Raw genomic sequence first — 14,968 nt, 5'->3', positions numbered from 1 at the left:
GCTACATTTTACAAATATTTGCACGAAATACAGTGAGTCCTGTCATCTTGATTGTTATCAACTATGTAAATGCTCGGTCTTTTCAGGTCTCATTTATTGTTTTCTCCTCTACGCTTGAATTCTTCCAACAATTCTTCTCCTTGGAATCCTTCGTCGATAAGAAGCTTCAATGTCTTTTCAATCTGATCCCTCTGCCGGTCAATGATCGTCCCTTTGAAAATCACATTCATATTGTCTCCGATCAAATTCACATCGATCGCCTGAACTAAAAAAGTGGCAGGCTGATTGCTTTGCTTCGTGATTTTCACTTGCACCATGAGTTCTTCTTCACTGGTGAGATATTGTTCAAACAGTTCTTTGTAGCTTCGGTCAGTAAATGCCTCCATGACCCATCTACCATGATCGTCTTCCCGATTGATGATCAGGCCGTCGATCAATTTGATCCTCCGTTGTGTGATATCATCATTTTTCTCTTCTATAATGTCGAATGAAACCAGTTTGAACGTCTTCATTTCCATCCTCCAGTCATTAATGGATACAACCATTATAGTTTAGAATACCTATACAAAGCAAAAAAACTTCAGCATCCGAAATAGAAGCTACATGCTGATCAGATATGCTGAAAAAAGCCGATCATGTTGTTTTACGAAAAATAGTAAAGGCCACATCATTCTGTTCCCAACAGAAAAATCCGCAAAGGTTCGTTCACCCGCGGATCATTTCATTCAACCACCTATATAGGACATTTCAATCTTTTCACGCTGTTTACCAGTTTTGTTTCTTTCTTCCGAGTATCGATCCTTCCTGCCTGTCCATATTTTCACCAGTTCAAGCAAAAGCTGATGATCACTATAGTTGTTACGTATCAATCGCTTTATATCGTGACCAGCGCTTGCGAACAAACATGTATATAACTTCCCGTCTGCCGACAACCGTACCCGAGTACAGCTGCCACAGAACGCATCTGTAACAGAAGATATGATGCCGATTTCACCACTTCCATCTTTGTACCTGTACCTGGATGCAACTTCACCGAAATAATTTGCATCTGCAGCTTCAAGCGGCATTTCTTCATTGATTCGATCGATAATCTCTTTCTTCGAAACGACGGTATCCATGTTCCACCCGTTATGGTTCCCGACATCCATGAATTCAATGAAGCGCAACGTGTCACCTGTCTGTTTGAAGTATCTTGCCATCGGCAGGATCTGATCCTCATTCATGCCTTTTTTCACAACCATATTGATTTTGATCGGAAGTCCGGCTTTCCTTGCCGCTTCTATCCCTTTCAATACAGGAAGTGTTTTCACATGGCGCCCGTTGATTCTTTTAAAGACATCATCTTCAATGGCATCGAGACTGACATTGACTCGATCAAGTCCTGCTGCTTTCAATTTCTCTGCTTGTTTGGTAAGGAATACTGCATTCGTCGTTACCGCAACATCATTGATGCCTTCGATTCGCTTCAATCTTGCAATCAATTCATCAAGGTTTCTTCTCATCAGTGGTTCCCCACCGGTAATCCTTATCTTCTCCGTTCCCAATTCAGCAAAAATCTCTGCCAGACGAACGATTTCATCGTAACTGAGCAGTTCATTGAAAGGCAAAAAACGATAATCTTCTCCGAACACCTCTGCGGGCATGCAATACGAACAGCGGAAATTACATTGGTCGATGACGGATATACGCAAATCTCTGATTGGGCGCTGCAATTGATCGGTTACCTGTTTCACTGTTGATCTCCCCCTTTTCGTTTCATTCAAAAGAAGCCTGGCCTATGTAATCTTCCAATAGAATCGCTTCGACTTTATCCCCTTTTTCAAACCCTCTCGTCCCACCAGGAAGCATAATCAACACATCAGTTCTTGCTAATGAAGTGACAACCGCAGACTTATCCATTCCTGCAGGAGATACGAAAACCTTCCCTTCTTGAAAGTGCATGAAACCCCGCACAAACCGCGTAAATGGATTCGGCTTCGGAAAATCCTGTCCAAGCGTCGCCTCGATTTTTTTATGGAACTGATTCGCCTTTCCTTTGTATGCCTGTATGATTGGATAGACGAAGAGCTCAAAACCTACATAACATGCAGAAGGATTGCCTGACAGCCCGAATAAGAGTTTGCCTTCATGCTCTGCAACAGTTGTCACACTTCCTGGCCGCATCGCTATTTTATTGAAACGCACATCCGCGCCAAGCTTTTCATAGATGTCTGGCATCAAATCGTAATCCCCTACCGATACGCCACCAGTAGTGATCAGGATATCCACCTCGTCTAACGCTCGCTTTACTGCGTTGAAACAAGTGTCGAATTCGTCATCAAGCTTACCGCAATACTTCACTTCCCCACCTGAACGTCTTACCTGCGCTTCAATCATGTATGCATTGGAGTTGCGGATTTTTCCCGGCACCAGGGCTTCATCCACTTCAAGCAGTTCCGTACCTGTCGCGAAGACCCCTACCAATGGCTTTTTTCCCACCTTTACAGTGGAATAGCCGAAGGTTGCAAGTAAAGCTTTCACACCAGGATTGATATGTACTCCTTTTTCTACGAGGATTTCGCCTTCTTTTGTTTCCGATCCTTGCTGGATGATGTTCTGGTCTTTATCCATTTTTCGCTTGATTGTCATATAATTCTCCCCATCACGCTCATGGGTCTGACAAATCTCGAACATCGCTACACAATCCGCTCCTTCAGGTATTTCAGCACCTGTCATGATCCGGACTGCTTCACCACTCCGGATCGGTCTGCTAGCCCGGTGGCCTGCTCCGATCTCTTCGATGACTTTCAATGTTATTGGATTGTCTCTGTCCGCAATCCGTGTATCTTCCGACCTCAATGCAAACCCATCATAAGGAGATTTATCAAATGGTGGAATCGGATGGGTGGCTGTAATATCTTCCGCCAGCACACGATTTTCGCATTGATTTAATGGTATTTCCTCATATCCACCGTACCTTTTATCTTCCATCACTTTATTAACCGCTTCTGAAACTGGTATCGGCTTGCGATTGAATTTCATACGAACACCTTCCTTATGTATGGCTCTTCCTTTAAGTATAAAGCATTTCCACATCGATTCGTAGGAATTGAGGTTACCTAGTGATTCTTGTTTTTTAAAAATGAATAAGGGTATCTTAATAAAAGATGGAAAAAGGAGGCGAATGTGTATGGATGCTACATACGACTTGATCGTCATTGGAACAGGCGTAGCCGGAAGCTCGGTAGCTTCTTCCGCTAAAAAAGAGGGATGGAACGTAGCCATCGTGGATGAAGGTCCATTAGGTGGGACGTGCCCTCAATATGGTTGCGATCCGAAAAAAGTGATGGTGGAAATAAGCCGCATCTATGATGATGCCAAACGTGTGAACGGACTTGGACTGAATGCGGATATCTCTATGAATTGGGAAGAGTTGATCGCATTTAAAAATACATTCACACAACCCATTCCGGATGATACGGAAAAGAAATTCGAGCAAAAAGGCGTCGATCTTTATAAAGGACGGGCTAGTTTTCTTGATGCTAATACTTTGAGCGTCGACAAAAAGACGTTGCATGCAAAGCATTTTGTCATTGCAACAGGAGCGACACCAAAGACTCTTCCAATCGAAGGTTCGAACCATATGGTTACAAGCGATCAGTTTTTCGAACTGAAACGATTACCGCAGCGTCTGTTGTTTGTCGGTGGAGGGTACATCGCTTTTGAATTCGCTCACTTGGCGGCACGTTTGGGTAAAGAGGTCATATTAGTTCATAGAGGAAAGCATGTGCTGGAAGCTTTCGATTATGAAATGACCAACAAATTGATTGAGACATCGAAAGATCTTGGAATTGATATTCATACAAATACAGAAGTAAAGAAGATTACAAAGCAGGACAACGGCTATAATATCATGGTGCAGAAATTCGACCACGAACATCGGCTACATGCAGATATGGTCATCCATGGCGGCGGTAGAGCCGCAAATATCGAAACGCTGGCACTGGATAATGCCAACGTTTCCTATTCGGATGATGGAATTGATGTGAATTTCAATTTTCAATCCACCACCCAAGGTCATATCTATGCCGCTGGGGACTGTGCAAGCGCGAATTTACCAGCCCTTACTCCTGTGGCTGGAGAAGAGGCAAAGCGTCTGATCAGTCATTTGTTGCACCATCAGGAACAGGAGCCATTACAAAAACATGTGCCAACCATTGTTTACACCTATCCGATGCTTGCATCTGTCGGGCTGACACAACAAGAGGCAAAAGCTAAATCCATCCCATATGAATGTGATTCCAAATCAATAAAAAATTTCTTCACGTATAAACAAACGAAAGAAACCACTGCTTATATGAAAATATTGCGGAATCCGTACACTAAAGAAATACTTGGCGCACACTTCCTCTCCTCCAAAGCCGATCACCTGATCAACCTGTTCACCTTGGCAATCGAGCATAGGATCACCTCTGAAAGCCTGAAAGAGGTGCTTTGGGCATATCCCACAGCGGAAAGTGATATTCCAAGCTTTTTCTAAAAAACAAGGATGCACCAGATGAAAATCTGGCGCATCCTTTTGTTGTTATTGTGCGTTTTTATAATAGATCAGATTATCCGTCCAGCTTCCGAATTCATGGATGAACCCTTTCCGAACACATTCGAATTCCATCCCGATGCTTTCAGCCAACCTAACTGAGGCAGGATTATCTGTATTGATATGTGCTTCAATCCGATGATACTCAAGGTCGCTGAAGGAGATTTTCAAAGCTGCATCGACCGCCTCTTTCCCGTATCCTCTTTGCCAGTGCTGATTATGAATGGTGTATCCGAGCCTTCCCCACTGAAAATCATTACGCGCTAACGTTGAGAAGTCCACCATTCCAATATGGTTTCCATCAGACTTCCGAAAAACTGCGAACACATAGGCAGTATCATCTGCAGCCAACTGTTGGTGGTTCTCCACCAGACTGTCGAACCACTGCTTTGTACATTCTTCCATATCCATCCTTCCGCTGTCATGGCGATGTTGTGATGGCTGACGCTGGTTAAATCCATCCAACCATGATGAATAGTCTTCTTTTACCAATGGTCTGATGATCAGACGTTCTGTTTGTCTACTGTAATTGAAAACAGTCAATTGTTCACCTCTTCATTATGTAGGAGGGTAACGGCATGAAAGCCGCCCCCTTTAACTTTATATTAATAGCGGATCATATGCTTGGTTCTCATATTTTCCATTTGTTTTTCAATCTGTTTCTGACGAATTGCTTCCTGCTGCAATTCCTGCTGGTTTTGTTTCCTGATGGAAATCTGTAAAAATAAAATATTCAGTTTCATAGATAATTCCTCCTTCCGTCAAAGGATGGTTCACTAAGCGCTATCTTTCTCCACATTCAACCAATCCATAAATGCAATCATTCTCAACTTAGTCATTTTCATCATCCTCCTTCATTTTTTTAGAACCTTGATAAATACATCATCTTACGGTCGAAAAGTTCATCTTCCACTTCTTTCCTGAGCCGGCTACCATTATGCATGGGTCGTTCTCTTTTAGAAATACTGATGGTAAAGATAAAAAACTGGATCGTCACATTGATCACCTCCTTCAATTCCATTATTTATAGTAAAGGCTACATGCCTTTCACACATTTTTCGCACAAAAAAAGACCACAGTGATCCTGTGGTCTTTTAGCATCTATGTTTTCAGCCATAGAAAAAAACCACAAATCAATCCTATGATCGATCTGTGGTCTATATACGTCAGCTCGAATAGTCGAACAATTAAGTTAACTAAACCATGCTACCAGCAAAGATCGATACGTTCATGCTATTCAGTTCATTTTGGAAATTTGCTTTATTCAACATTTACGTCGACCTCGCTTTTCATGATTTTTTTGATACAACAGTAGTATATCCAAGTGACTATATAAAGTAAAGCACTTTTTAACAATTGTGTCATACTTTTTATTCAGCGGCTTTATTTTCCAAATGGATTGAAGTGCTTTTTACTATCGCTTCATCAAGTTTTTTCAAGTGTGTAAGTGCTTCGTCAAACTCCATTTCTTTGTAGTGATGGAGTCCTCCAGGCTGCTCATCCATTTTATCGGCATCAGCCACTACCTGTTGTACAGCCGTCCTCTGCCCTTCTACCGAAAAAGGCAGATAACTATCCGTATGAAGAAGTACAGCAAGTGACACTTCTTTAGCCATCAACCGATCTTCGCCGAGCCGAATCAATAACTTATGTGCCCGTTCAGCACCTTTGATGGCATGTATATCATGCTTTCTATATTCTTTGTAATCCCATTTCCCGTCTCTGTACCACTCATAATGCCCCATATCATGAAGCAAAGCTGCCTTGGCTGCTATCTCAGGATCTACACCCCGTTCTTCCGCCAACCGAACAGCCAGCTTTGCAACTGAAATGGCATGATGAATGCCAGACCTGCGAAGGTACTTCTGGGTGATCCGATGCTTAAAGATTTTTATTAAGGATACCTTTGACATAATCACCCTCCTCAAAAGTTTTTTTATAGATAAATGTAGCATCTCTGTATTCATATAGCAACTTATCATTTGTTTATCCCTAAAGTATTTGGATGAAACCAGCTAGTCCTGTCGCCTTTTAAAATCAATAGTCAAATATACTCATTTTATATTAGGGGTGTTTTGATCATATCCCTCAGGGGTAAATTCCAAACAAGACAGCAAAACAAACACGAGGTGATGACGTTGAAAGAATTGACTTCCTATAAGATTCATCTGAATCAACAATTGACTACGAACGAAATACTTAATATCCACCATTACGTGGCAAATAATGCGTGCGATGTCTATCTTCATCAAAACCACCTGATTGCGGATGCAGGAAATGTAACGAAATTATTGTCTTTCTTCTTATTGGCAGATACCCAATCCCCTATGAAAATGATCATTGATGGAGAGTGTGTCGACCATCACTATGATCAGTTAAGTGTCCTTTGGGAACAAAGAATTGAAAAATGCGATTTGCAAACGAAATATGATCATTCAACGATTACTAATAACATTTCCATTGTCGTTTAACTCATAAGGAGTGATGAATCATGGATGAGCATCGTAATGTCGAAGTGGAACGTACAGTCAAAAAAGAAGATTCAAGTAAAGTAGGAGTAGCCTTCATCAAATATGGCGCCTACCTGATCATTTTCTTCGGAATCATTTGGTTTCTTATTAATTATGTATTACCAAACCTTTAATTGGTGATAACTCCGCATGCGGAGTTTATCATATACACAATCATCCTTTTCTCCATCTTTACCCGCGAAACCCGCCCTGCCGTCACCAGGGCGGGTTTCGCATGTTTATTTTAGGGAATTGTTAACAATGTCTGAACAATCATTCACTTTAAAAGGAGAGGATACTTGATGTACGATATCGCGATCATTGGAGCCGGCCCTGCCGGTGCCAGTGCAGGAATTTTCGCAGCAAAAGCCGATAAAAAAACACTTTTGTTCGATCATGGTAAAAGCATCACTGCTAAAGCATGGGTAGAAAACCATTATGGAATCAAAGAAATTGAAGGTCCTCAATTGCTGAAGCAGGGCCAGGATCAAGCGAAGAAATTCGGTGCGGAATTCAAAGATGAGGAAGTAGTCCACATTTCAAAGAATGACAAAGGATACTTGTTGAAAACAAATGAAGGTGAGTACGAAGCAAAACACATCATTTTTGCTACAGGGATGTCTGCAAAATTAGCTGAAGAGGCCGGTTTGAAAACTATGGATGGTACCGAGCCTCGTGTAGCGAAAGTAATCGATGCAGATTCTGATGGACGCACTTCGATGCAGAACATCTGGGCTGCTGGAACGGTGGCAGGTGTCAGTGTCCATACCATCATTACTTCCGGTCATGGGGCAAGTGTTGCAATAAATGTAATTAGTGAATTGAATGGAGAACGATACGTTGACCATGACATTCTAAAATAAGGAATCAAAGCAGGAAAATGATGAGCATCCGCTCATCATTTTTCTATTGAAACAAAATCGGATTGAGCATACCTATCAGCTAAAGAAAATAAAAAAGCCAGTTTCGAATGTTTTCGATTCGAAAGCTGGCTGAACTATATGTGATACATTGTTTCACCTCTATTCATTTAAACTTCATTACTTCTTTAGATGTACGGATTATTGTTATCTCATTCTCAGCTTCGTTTAGTTATTTCCCCCATATTGGTCCAGTCTGTCTGATCACTTCGAACTCATTATACGTACCAAACATTGCAATCCCTCCTTTTCATAGCTTTGCTTCCCAGAATTTACTTTCGTTTGATATCTCTTAGTTGACGGATCACTTCAAATTCGTTGTATGTTCCAAACATTTGGTTTCCTCCTGTTCCTTTGTGGATTTTCTCCCTGTCGATTATTTTCGTTTGATATCCCTTAACTGGCGAATCACTTCAAATTCGTTGTATGTTCCAAACATTTGGCTTCCTCCTGTTCCTTTGTGGATTTTCTCCCTGTCGATTATTTTCGCTTGATATCTCCTAACTGGCGGATCACTTCAAATTCGTTGTATGTTCCAAACATTTGGTTTCCTCCTGTTCCTTTGTGGATTTTTTCCCTGTCGATTATTTTCGCTTGATATCTCCTAACTGGCGGATCACTTCAAATTCGTTGTATGTTCCAAACATTTGGTTTCCTCCTTGCTTACTGTTTTCTTTTGTTAATCCAATTATAGGAAGTTTTCAATTTTTCCATAACGGCCAGTGGAGTGAATTGAACTCAGCCTTTGGACCGAACTTCCTATCCGCCCCTTACCCCACCTTCTCTACTACTCTTTGCAAAGTAGGAAGTATATGCTTTATATCTACAACAAGCTTAAGACAATCCTCATCGTGACACTGGTTGTCTCTGAGAAGCTTTGCTTAAGTCCTCGCTTGAACCTTGTAACACCCACTACTAATTGCTCCAATTTTTTTAAGGCTCTCTTAAACGTGTTGTTGATCTATTCACCCATACGACTTTCGAAATATTTTAGGTGTCGCTACTGAATTAGTGGAAAGGGAGGCTGACCCGTAGGTACGTGAAATTGCGAGAATCCTCGAAAGTGCAACGCATTTCTTAAGTACCGTGATTGATGTGATTTAAAAGTGCCTTTTCTTAAATTGCCACATAAAAAAACACCTCCTCTTGAAGAAGGTGGTTACGTTAAAATGAGCGAATACAATGATGCCCGCTCACCGTTCAAACGCAAAAAAACGTCGAGACCATTTACTGTCTCGACGCCATTACAGAAATATTCAAGTTGTGTTCTAATTAATCAAACCAGCCTTTTCGCCTGAACCATACGTACATACCTACTGCCATGACGATCATTACACACCATACGATAAAGTAGGAGTAGCGTTCATCAAGTTCAGGCATGAATTCAAAGTTCATACCATACACCCCTACAATGAACGTAAGAGGCATGAAAATCACGGAAATCAACGTTAGAATCTGCATCGTACGATTCGTTTCATGTGAGTTCAGCGACAGGTAACTGTCACGGATATCCTGTGTCATTTCCCTGTTCGATGCGATAAGTTCCGCTACCTTCAGCAAATGGTCATGTATGTCAGCGAAATACTCTTTTCTCTCCCTGACCCCATCAAGGTGGTGGGTATTCAGCATTCTATATAACAGATCCCGCATTGGATGGACGGTTTGTCTCAAGACAAGCAGCTCACTTCTCCGGTCGAATAATTGTTCCAGCAGTTTATCCATAGACAGGTTTTTCGTATTGTCTTCAATTTCATTGATGTGATCTTCGATTTCATAGATGATCGGGAAGTAATTGTCGACCACTTTATCAAGAATCTGATACAGTACATGATACTCATCCCAGGCGTCCTTATTCTTGCTGCGCTTCAAAATACTGCAAACGTGATCCATCAATTTCATTTTTTTCTTATGGTAAGTAACGATGAAATCTTCACCCAGGAAGATATCGATTTCCTGCTTTTCAAGCTCATTGTTATCGATGGCGTGGATGACAAAAAAAGTGTGGTCATCGTAGTAATCCAGCTTTGGACGCTGGAGATCGTGCATACAGTCTTCAATCGCCAGTGGGTGGAAATGAAAAAAAGAATCCAGCAGGGCTATTTCATTTTCTTCTGGAGACTCAAAATCCACCCAATACCAACGGACACTTTCTTTATGTAAGTCTCCTAAATCTGTATTTTCGATGATTTCCCCTTCATGCGTAAATGCCGTGACCTTTATCATGATATCCATCCCTCTATCTAGTGATAATGTATCCTCTCTATTCCCTTCCTTTGTGAATTCAAAACAAACGTACATTGCACTTTGAGCTTGTAACAAAGAATCACAATAAAAAACCGAACCACCCAAGGATGGTTCGGCTAACATCTTTATAATAATACGTCCCACCAGATTTTGATGGCTGTACCTACAATCAATGCTGCTAAGATTGCCTGCAGCAGCTTGGTGTTGACTTTTTGACCAGCTTTCGCGCCTAACGGAGAGGCAATGACACTTGCGACTACCATAATTAGAGCCGGTACAAGCACAACCTGACCAGTCATCACTTTCCCTGCAGTCGCTCCAATTGAAGAAATGAATGTAACTGCAAGAGATGTCGCAATTGTTACACGCGTAGGTATTTTAAGCACAGTCAGCATGATTGGTACAAGCAGGAATGCTCCGGCCGCACCGACGATACCAGCTGCTACCCCTACAGAAAAACCTGACACTGCCGCTACTGTTTTGTTAAAGGTCACTTGATCCGGTGGCAAGTCATCGTTGTTTTTACGCGGGATGAACATCATGATTGCTGCTAATAGTGCCAATACACCATATACAATTTGAATTCCCTGTTCTCCCATGAATCTTGAACCATAGCTACCGATAAAACTACCAACAAGAATACTTGCACCCATATAGATGATCAGATCTTTATTTAGATAACCACCTTTGCGGTATGCCCAGGCACCAGCGATGGTAGCAAAAAATACTTGTACAGCACTGATCCCTGATACTTCATGGGCTGTAAATGCTGCAAATCCCAGCATTGGTGGAATATACAATAGCATCGGATATTTAATGATCGATCCGCCAATCCCCACCATTCCGGATACATAGGAACCTGCGAATCCAATGATGAAAATCGTTATATAAAACCAGATATCCATTTTCTTTCACTCCTTTTCCATCCCACTGTTCGCTAGTGAATCGTTGTACAAATCAGAGGATGACAATAAGAAAGGGAAGGGATATAACTCCCTTTCCCTTGTTAAATTCAGGCCTTTTTAATCCAGAATTTCAAAACATCGTCTTCTTCTTTTCGGTCGATCAGTTCATGACCTCCTGCTTCTGTCCATGCAGTCAAATCACTTGTCGCACCTTTATCTGTCGCGTGGATTTCAAGAATCTCTCCACTGTTCAATTCATCCATAGCTTTTTTCGTTTTTACGATCGGCATCGGGCATGCCAGTCCTTTTGCGTCCAATACTTTACTTACGTTCATGAAAAACTCTCCTTTTTATCGATATGATTTAAGTTAACCAGTTTACTCTCTGCCTATTAATTTACTGCACAACGGTTCGGTCCGATTTCCATCTCGCGCTGCTCTTCGTCTTCCGGAGCAATCTGACCCATGTTCACCTGACGGATTTCCTGATAACTGTTCGGTTGTGGTGGAAGGTTTTCTGTCACCATTTTACGGAATTCACCTTCGTCTTCCACATTCAAACCTTCATTCTCTTCATACAACTTGCCAAGCGGAGCAGAAACAGTTCCATCATCCGCTACTTCAGACATTTTTCCGAAGTGAGCCGGCAGTACAATCAAATCATCTGATAGGTTCTGATAACGGCTGTACAAAGTCTGACGCAAATCTCCAACCCAGTCTTCTGCCAGGCCAGCTAAATCCGGGCGTCCAATTGATTCAACAAACAGGATATCACCCGTCAATAGATACTTCTCATCAATGATGAAGGATGTGGAGCCAATTGTGTGACCAGGTGAATAGATTGCCTGCACATCGATTTTAGCAGTACCTACTTTGATTTCGTTCCCATCTTCAAGTGCCTTGTAGTCAAAAGTGACTTCCGTAGCATCTTTAGGAGGAAGCCAGTAGGCAGCACCTGTTTCTTCTCTAAGTGCACGTCCGCCAGAGATATGATCTGCGTGCAGGTGCGTGTCAGCAACCTGAACAATCTTCGCTTGTTTTTCCTCAGCGAAATCAAGGTAAGGCTGGATCGTACGATTTGAATCGATGACCATCGCTTCACCTTCAGAAACGACCATATAGGAAAGGCACCCTTTACCGAGACGTACAAATTGGTAAAGCTCTCCACCGTCAGAAAGTTCTCCTATTTTCACTGGTTCCAGATATTCACTCCACGCCTTCATACCACCAGATAGATAGGTAACATTCTTCACTCCTGCTTCTTCCAACATGTCAGCGACCATCATGGAAGAGCCTTCTTTGGCACATACGACAAGAACATTTTCACTTGGAATTTTACCAAGAATATCATCTACTCCATCAAGAAGATCGAAATAAGGTGTATTGAAGATTTCCACACTGTCACCTTCGATTTTCCAGTCATCAAATTCTTTTTGGTTACGGACATCTAAAATGAACAATTCTTCTTTATCAATCACTTTTCGTGCGATATCTTTCGCAGTCATAGCTGTTGCCATCACTTAATACCCCCATTAGTATTGTTAATTGTAAATTTTTTTGGTTACTTAGTAACCTCTCCATCCCATTCTTTCATGCCAGGGACGACGTTGTAGACGTTCCACCCTTTTTCTGAAAGCTTCTGTGCTGCTAAATCACTCCTGCTCCCAGTACGGCAAACGACATAAACATCCTTATCTTTATCGATCTTATCCAAATTCCCTTCCAGTTCACCTAAAGGAACAGATACGGCATTTGGAATATGACCAAATTCGTATTCTGCAGGTTCACGGACATCTACGAGTGTAATAGCTTCTGTGTCCAGCTTCTTAAGGTCTTCATTCGTGATCGTCTGCTCATGTTTCTTTTCCGGTTTATCTTCACCATCACTGTTTTTTCTAAGGTAATGCTTCAGCACATCACCGTCTTCTTTATATCCAAGGTACTGATGACCCATGTTTCCAGCCCATGCTTCCAAATCTGCAATAGAGCCGCGATCAGTTGCCAATACTTCAAGAACATGACCAGGTTCCATAGTTGTCATCGCTTTTTTCGTTTTTACGATCGGCATTGGACAAGCCAAGCCTTTAGCATCAAGCACTTCATTTACTTTCATGAAAAATAACCTCCTGTATTAACTATGGTAAAAGTAGTAACTCGCAAATAAACAGTCAGGTGAATGTTACTTCACCGGACCTTCCCAAGCCATCATTCCGCCTTCCATATTGATGACCTCATAGCCTTGCTGATCAAGGAACTGGGAAGCCTGACCACTACGTCCGCCAGAACGACAAACCATTACATATTCTTTTGATTTATCCAATTCGTTCATACGGAACTCAAGCAAGTGCAACGGGATATTTACAGCTCCCGGGATATGACCTTCACTTACCTCATCTGTTCCGCGAACGTCGATGAGATTTAGCTGTTCACCATTCGCAACTTTATTTTCAATTTCTTTAGCAGTCATTGTTTTCATGTTCATTTCCTCCTTTTAACCTCTCCAGGCGTTCATACCGCCTTGGACATTGTGGATGTTCTCAAACCCATTCTTTTTCAATACTCTTGTAGCAGCTGATGATCTAGCTCCACTCTGACAAATGACAAATGTTTCTTTATCTTTATCGAGCTTACTCAGGTTTCCCTGCAACTGCTGCAATGGATAATTATTAAAACCTTTGATGTGATTCGCCTGGTATTCTCCAGGGGTACGCACATCAATGAATTGTTTCCCTTTTTTAGCCTTCATTTCTTCTTTAAGCTGAGCCGTAGTCAACTGACCTACGCCTTTTGCCGGAATCATTTTTCTGGCAATGAACCCGATCAGGATAGCTACAGCAATTATTGTTAAGATTGTATCCAACTTATCTTCGCCTCCCACAACACTAATTACCCCTATAGGTATATTTTAAACTTATTTTTTTAAAAGTCAACCACTGCTGATTTCCAGCTGACTTTTAAAAAAACAAGTTTGGAAATGAGGCGGTAACCGCCCCACTTCCAGTTATTTATTTAAATAGTTTAGAAACGCTTCCGGATCGAAACCAATGATCCAGTTACCATCAACATTCGTTTGTGGAACACCCATCTCACCGGTTGTTTCCACAAGCTTCCTTGCGGCTTCTTGATCATTTTCAAGATTGACTTCCTTATAAGTGACATTCATCTGATCAAGAAATTGCTTGACCATTGTGCAATAGGGACAAGTTGTTGTCGTATACACGGTTACCATCGTAAGTCCTCCTTACATCATGGATTTAGAATGTCAGGGATACGTCAGCTTCTTTAGCAAAGTTAAGGAATGTTGCAGCTCCGCCAACTTCGATTCCATCTACAAAATCTTCTTTAGTTAGACCCATGACATCCATCGTCATTTGACAAGCGATGAAACGTACGCCCATTTCTTTAGCCATTTCTACCAATTCAGGGATAGAAGGTACATTCGCTTTGTCAAAACCTTCTTGGAAATGTTCTTTACCTTCAGGTAGTGGAAGCTGCTTGTGACCTTCCTTGTGGATCAGGTTAAGTCCTTCGAATGTGAAGAATACTGCTGTTTCTCCATCATAAGTTGCAGAAGCAGTTGCAATATTGAATACTTTGTATGCGTCAAACGCTCCACCATTCGCTGCAATGATTGCTGTTTTCATAATAAAATTCCTCCTCAAAAGTTTTATGGGAATATCTTTGATACCCCGCTGGGTTGGATACCCTAATAGGTATAATAAAGCATATGCAGAATATAGTCAAGGGGGTATATGAAATGGATAAAATCATGAGTATCAGAGTTCATCGTCATTAAGTTATCGTTACCTTAAGT

At 41.6% G+C, this 14,968-nt stretch carries 20 protein-coding genes; 4 read left to right on the top strand and 16 right to left on the bottom strand.

The annotated features are described in order from the left end of the window. Window positions 1-89: 89 nt before the first annotated feature. The 3 genes from ACFQ2J_RS01995 to ACFQ2J_RS01985 form a co-directional block, all read right to left on the bottom strand. Window positions 90-512, bottom strand: a complete 423-nt coding sequence (locus ACFQ2J_RS01995; protein WP_386056107.1) for a YwpF-like family protein — start codon at window positions 510-512, stop codon at window positions 90-92. 213 nt (window positions 513-725) lie between these two features. Next, complete coding sequence (gene moaA, locus ACFQ2J_RS01990; RefSeq protein ID WP_386056105.1) at window positions 726-1,733, bottom strand: GTP 3',8-cyclase MoaA; 1,008 nt, start codon at window positions 1,731-1,733, stop codon at window positions 726-728. A 22-nt stretch (window positions 1,734-1,755) separates the two neighbouring features. Beyond that, complete coding sequence (locus ACFQ2J_RS01985; RefSeq protein WP_386056103.1) at window positions 1,756-3,021, bottom strand: molybdopterin molybdotransferase MoeA; 1,266 nt, start codon at window positions 3,019-3,021, stop codon at window positions 1,756-1,758. A 148-nt stretch (window positions 3,022-3,169) separates the two neighbouring features. On the opposite strand from ACFQ2J_RS01985, the gene ACFQ2J_RS01980 reads away from it, so the two are divergent. Next, window positions 3,170-4,519, top strand: coding sequence for a dihydrolipoyl dehydrogenase family protein (locus ACFQ2J_RS01980; RefSeq protein WP_386056101.1), 1,350 nt, complete (start codon window positions 3,170-3,172; stop codon window positions 4,517-4,519). Between the two features lie 45 nt (window positions 4,520-4,564). On the opposite strand, the gene ACFQ2J_RS01975 is transcribed toward ACFQ2J_RS01980, so the two are convergent. The 4 genes from ACFQ2J_RS01975 to ACFQ2J_RS01960 form a co-directional block, all read right to left on the bottom strand. Further along, the gene (locus ACFQ2J_RS01975; protein WP_386056100.1) at window positions 4,565-5,119 is read right to left on the bottom strand and encodes a GNAT family N-acetyltransferase; all 555 of its coding nucleotides are present in this window, start codon (window positions 5,117-5,119) and stop codon (window positions 4,565-4,567) included. 62 nt (window positions 5,120-5,181) lie between these two features. Further along, complete coding sequence (locus ACFQ2J_RS01970) at window positions 5,182-5,319, bottom strand: hypothetical protein (RefSeq protein WP_386056098.1); 138 nt, start codon at window positions 5,317-5,319, stop codon at window positions 5,182-5,184. A 119-nt stretch (window positions 5,320-5,438) separates the two neighbouring features. Then, entirely contained in the window at window positions 5,439-5,573 is a 135-nt protein-coding gene (locus ACFQ2J_RS01965) for a hypothetical protein (RefSeq protein ID WP_386056096.1), read from the bottom strand. A gap of 373 nt (window positions 5,574-5,946) precedes the next feature. After that, entirely contained in the window at window positions 5,947-6,489 is a 543-nt protein-coding gene (locus ACFQ2J_RS01960; protein WP_386056094.1) for an HD domain-containing protein, read from the bottom strand. A gap of 225 nt (window positions 6,490-6,714) precedes the next feature. Here ACFQ2J_RS01960 and ACFQ2J_RS01955 point away from each other — a divergent pair, with 225 nt between their 5' ends. The 3 genes from ACFQ2J_RS01955 (at window position 6,715) to ACFQ2J_RS01945 (ending at window position 7,949) form a co-directional block, all read left to right on the top strand. Continuing rightward, the gene (locus ACFQ2J_RS01955) at window positions 6,715-7,047 is read left to right on the top strand and encodes a hypothetical protein (protein ID WP_386056092.1); all 333 of its coding nucleotides are present in this window, start codon (window positions 6,715-6,717) and stop codon (window positions 7,045-7,047) included. Between the two features lie 20 nt (window positions 7,048-7,067). Continuing rightward, window positions 7,068-7,220 (top strand): hypothetical protein, encoded by a 153-nt coding sequence (locus ACFQ2J_RS01950; RefSeq protein WP_386056090.1) that lies wholly within the window; start codon window positions 7,068-7,070, stop codon window positions 7,218-7,220. A gap of 168 nt (window positions 7,221-7,388) precedes the next feature. Beyond that, the gene (locus tag ACFQ2J_RS01945; RefSeq protein ID WP_386056088.1) at window positions 7,389-7,949 is read left to right on the top strand and encodes an FAD-dependent oxidoreductase; all 561 of its coding nucleotides are present in this window, start codon (window positions 7,389-7,391) and stop codon (window positions 7,947-7,949) included. Window positions 7,950-9,278: 1,329 nt separating this feature from the next. Here ACFQ2J_RS01945 and corA read toward each other — a convergent pair. From corA to ACFQ2J_RS01900, 9 genes are all read right to left on the bottom strand, one after another. Next, window positions 9,279-10,229 carry a magnesium/cobalt transporter CorA gene (corA, locus tag ACFQ2J_RS01940; protein ID WP_386056086.1) on the bottom strand — a complete coding sequence of 317 codons (951 nt, stop codon included), beginning with the start codon at window positions 10,227-10,229 and terminating at the stop codon, window positions 9,279-9,281. Between the two features lie 146 nt (window positions 10,230-10,375). Further along, window positions 10,376-11,155, bottom strand: coding sequence for a sulfite exporter TauE/SafE family protein (locus tag ACFQ2J_RS01935; protein ID WP_386056084.1), 780 nt, complete (start codon window positions 11,153-11,155; stop codon window positions 10,376-10,378). A gap of 107 nt (window positions 11,156-11,262) precedes the next feature. Next, window positions 11,263-11,490, bottom strand: a complete 228-nt coding sequence (locus ACFQ2J_RS01930; protein WP_386056083.1) for a sulfurtransferase TusA family protein — start codon at window positions 11,488-11,490, stop codon at window positions 11,263-11,265. Between the two features lie 56 nt (window positions 11,491-11,546). Then, window positions 11,547-12,671, bottom strand: a complete 1,125-nt coding sequence (locus ACFQ2J_RS01925) for an MBL fold metallo-hydrolase (protein ID WP_386056081.1) — start codon at window positions 12,669-12,671, stop codon at window positions 11,547-11,549. 44 nt (window positions 12,672-12,715) lie between these two features. Continuing rightward, the gene (locus tag ACFQ2J_RS01920) at window positions 12,716-13,267 is read right to left on the bottom strand and encodes a sulfurtransferase TusA family protein (protein ID WP_386056080.1); all 552 of its coding nucleotides are present in this window, start codon (window positions 13,265-13,267) and stop codon (window positions 12,716-12,718) included. A gap of 66 nt (window positions 13,268-13,333) precedes the next feature. Next, a complete protein-coding gene (locus tag ACFQ2J_RS01915) occupies window positions 13,334-13,630 on the bottom strand; it encodes a rhodanese-like domain-containing protein (RefSeq protein WP_386056078.1) in 297 nt (98 codons plus the stop codon). Window positions 13,631-13,645: 15 nt separating this feature from the next. Beyond that, window positions 13,646-14,014: a rhodanese-like domain-containing protein gene (locus ACFQ2J_RS01910; RefSeq protein ID WP_386056076.1), complete on the bottom strand. Its 369-nt coding sequence runs from the start codon at window positions 14,012-14,014 to the stop codon at window positions 13,646-13,648. Between the two features lie 141 nt (window positions 14,015-14,155). Further along, on the bottom strand, window positions 14,156-14,383 hold the full coding sequence (locus ACFQ2J_RS01905; protein ID WP_386056074.1) for a glutaredoxin domain-containing protein: 228 nt from the start codon (window positions 14,381-14,383) through the stop codon (window positions 14,156-14,158). 25 nt (window positions 14,384-14,408) lie between these two features. Beyond that, the gene (locus tag ACFQ2J_RS01900) at window positions 14,409-14,798 is read right to left on the bottom strand and encodes a DsrE/DsrF/DrsH-like family protein (protein WP_386056072.1); all 390 of its coding nucleotides are present in this window, start codon (window positions 14,796-14,798) and stop codon (window positions 14,409-14,411) included. Window positions 14,799-14,968 lie beyond the last annotated feature (170 nt).

The sequence above is a fragment of the Thalassobacillus hwangdonensis genome, from assembly GCF_042675915.1.
In the GTDB taxonomy this organism is placed as follows: domain Bacteria; phylum Bacillota; class Bacilli; order Bacillales; family Halobacillaceae; genus Thalassobacillus_A; species Thalassobacillus_A hwangdonensis.
Note: the sequence above shows the minus strand (reverse complement) of the source record. Positions and strands in the feature narration are given on the sequence as shown.

Excerpts from the sequence above, each read along its gene's own strand:
- ACFQ2J_RS01995 (WP_386056107.1), bottom strand. The coding sequence starts at position 512 with ATGAAGACGTTCAAACTGGTTTCATTCGACATTATAGAAGAGAAAAAT.
- ACFQ2J_RS01985 (WP_386056103.1), bottom strand. The coding sequence starts at position 3,021 with ATGAAATTCAATCGCAAGCCGATACCAGTTTCAGAAGCGGTTAATAAA.
- ACFQ2J_RS01980 (WP_386056101.1), top strand. The coding sequence starts at position 3,170 with ATGGATGCTACATACGACTTGATCGTCATTGGAACAGGCGTAGCCGGA.
- ACFQ2J_RS01970 (WP_386056098.1), bottom strand. The coding sequence starts at position 5,319 with ATGAAACTGAATATTTTATTTTTACAGATTTCCATCAGGAAACAAAAC.
- ACFQ2J_RS01960 (WP_386056094.1), bottom strand. The coding sequence starts at position 6,489 with ATGTCAAAGGTATCCTTAATAAAAATCTTTAAGCATCGGATCACCCAG.
- ACFQ2J_RS01950 (WP_386056090.1), top strand. The coding sequence starts at position 7,068 with ATGGATGAGCATCGTAATGTCGAAGTGGAACGTACAGTCAAAAAAGAA.
- ACFQ2J_RS01945 (WP_386056088.1), top strand. The coding sequence starts at position 7,389 with ATGTACGATATCGCGATCATTGGAGCCGGCCCTGCCGGTGCCAGTGCA.
- corA (WP_386056086.1), bottom strand. The coding sequence starts at position 10,229 with ATGATAAAGGTCACGGCATTTACGCATGAAGGGGAAATCATCGAAAAT.
- ACFQ2J_RS01935 (WP_386056084.1), bottom strand. The coding sequence starts at position 11,155 with ATGGATATCTGGTTTTATATAACGATTTTCATCATTGGATTCGCAGGT.
- ACFQ2J_RS01930 (WP_386056083.1), bottom strand. The coding sequence starts at position 11,490 with ATGAACGTAAGTAAAGTATTGGACGCAAAAGGACTGGCATGCCCGATG.
- ACFQ2J_RS01925 (WP_386056081.1), bottom strand. The coding sequence starts at position 12,671 with ATGGCAACAGCTATGACTGCGAAAGATATCGCACGAAAAGTGATTGAT.
- ACFQ2J_RS01920 (WP_386056080.1), bottom strand. The coding sequence starts at position 13,267 with ATGAAAGTAAATGAAGTGCTTGATGCTAAAGGCTTGGCTTGTCCAATG.
- ACFQ2J_RS01915 (WP_386056078.1), bottom strand. The coding sequence starts at position 13,630 with ATGAAAACAATGACTGCTAAAGAAATTGAAAATAAAGTTGCGAATGGT.
- ACFQ2J_RS01905 (WP_386056074.1), bottom strand. The coding sequence starts at position 14,383 with ATGGTAACCGTGTATACGACAACAACTTGTCCCTATTGCACAATGGTC.
- ACFQ2J_RS01900 (WP_386056072.1), bottom strand. The coding sequence starts at position 14,798 with ATGAAAACAGCAATCATTGCAGCGAATGGTGGAGCGTTTGACGCATAC.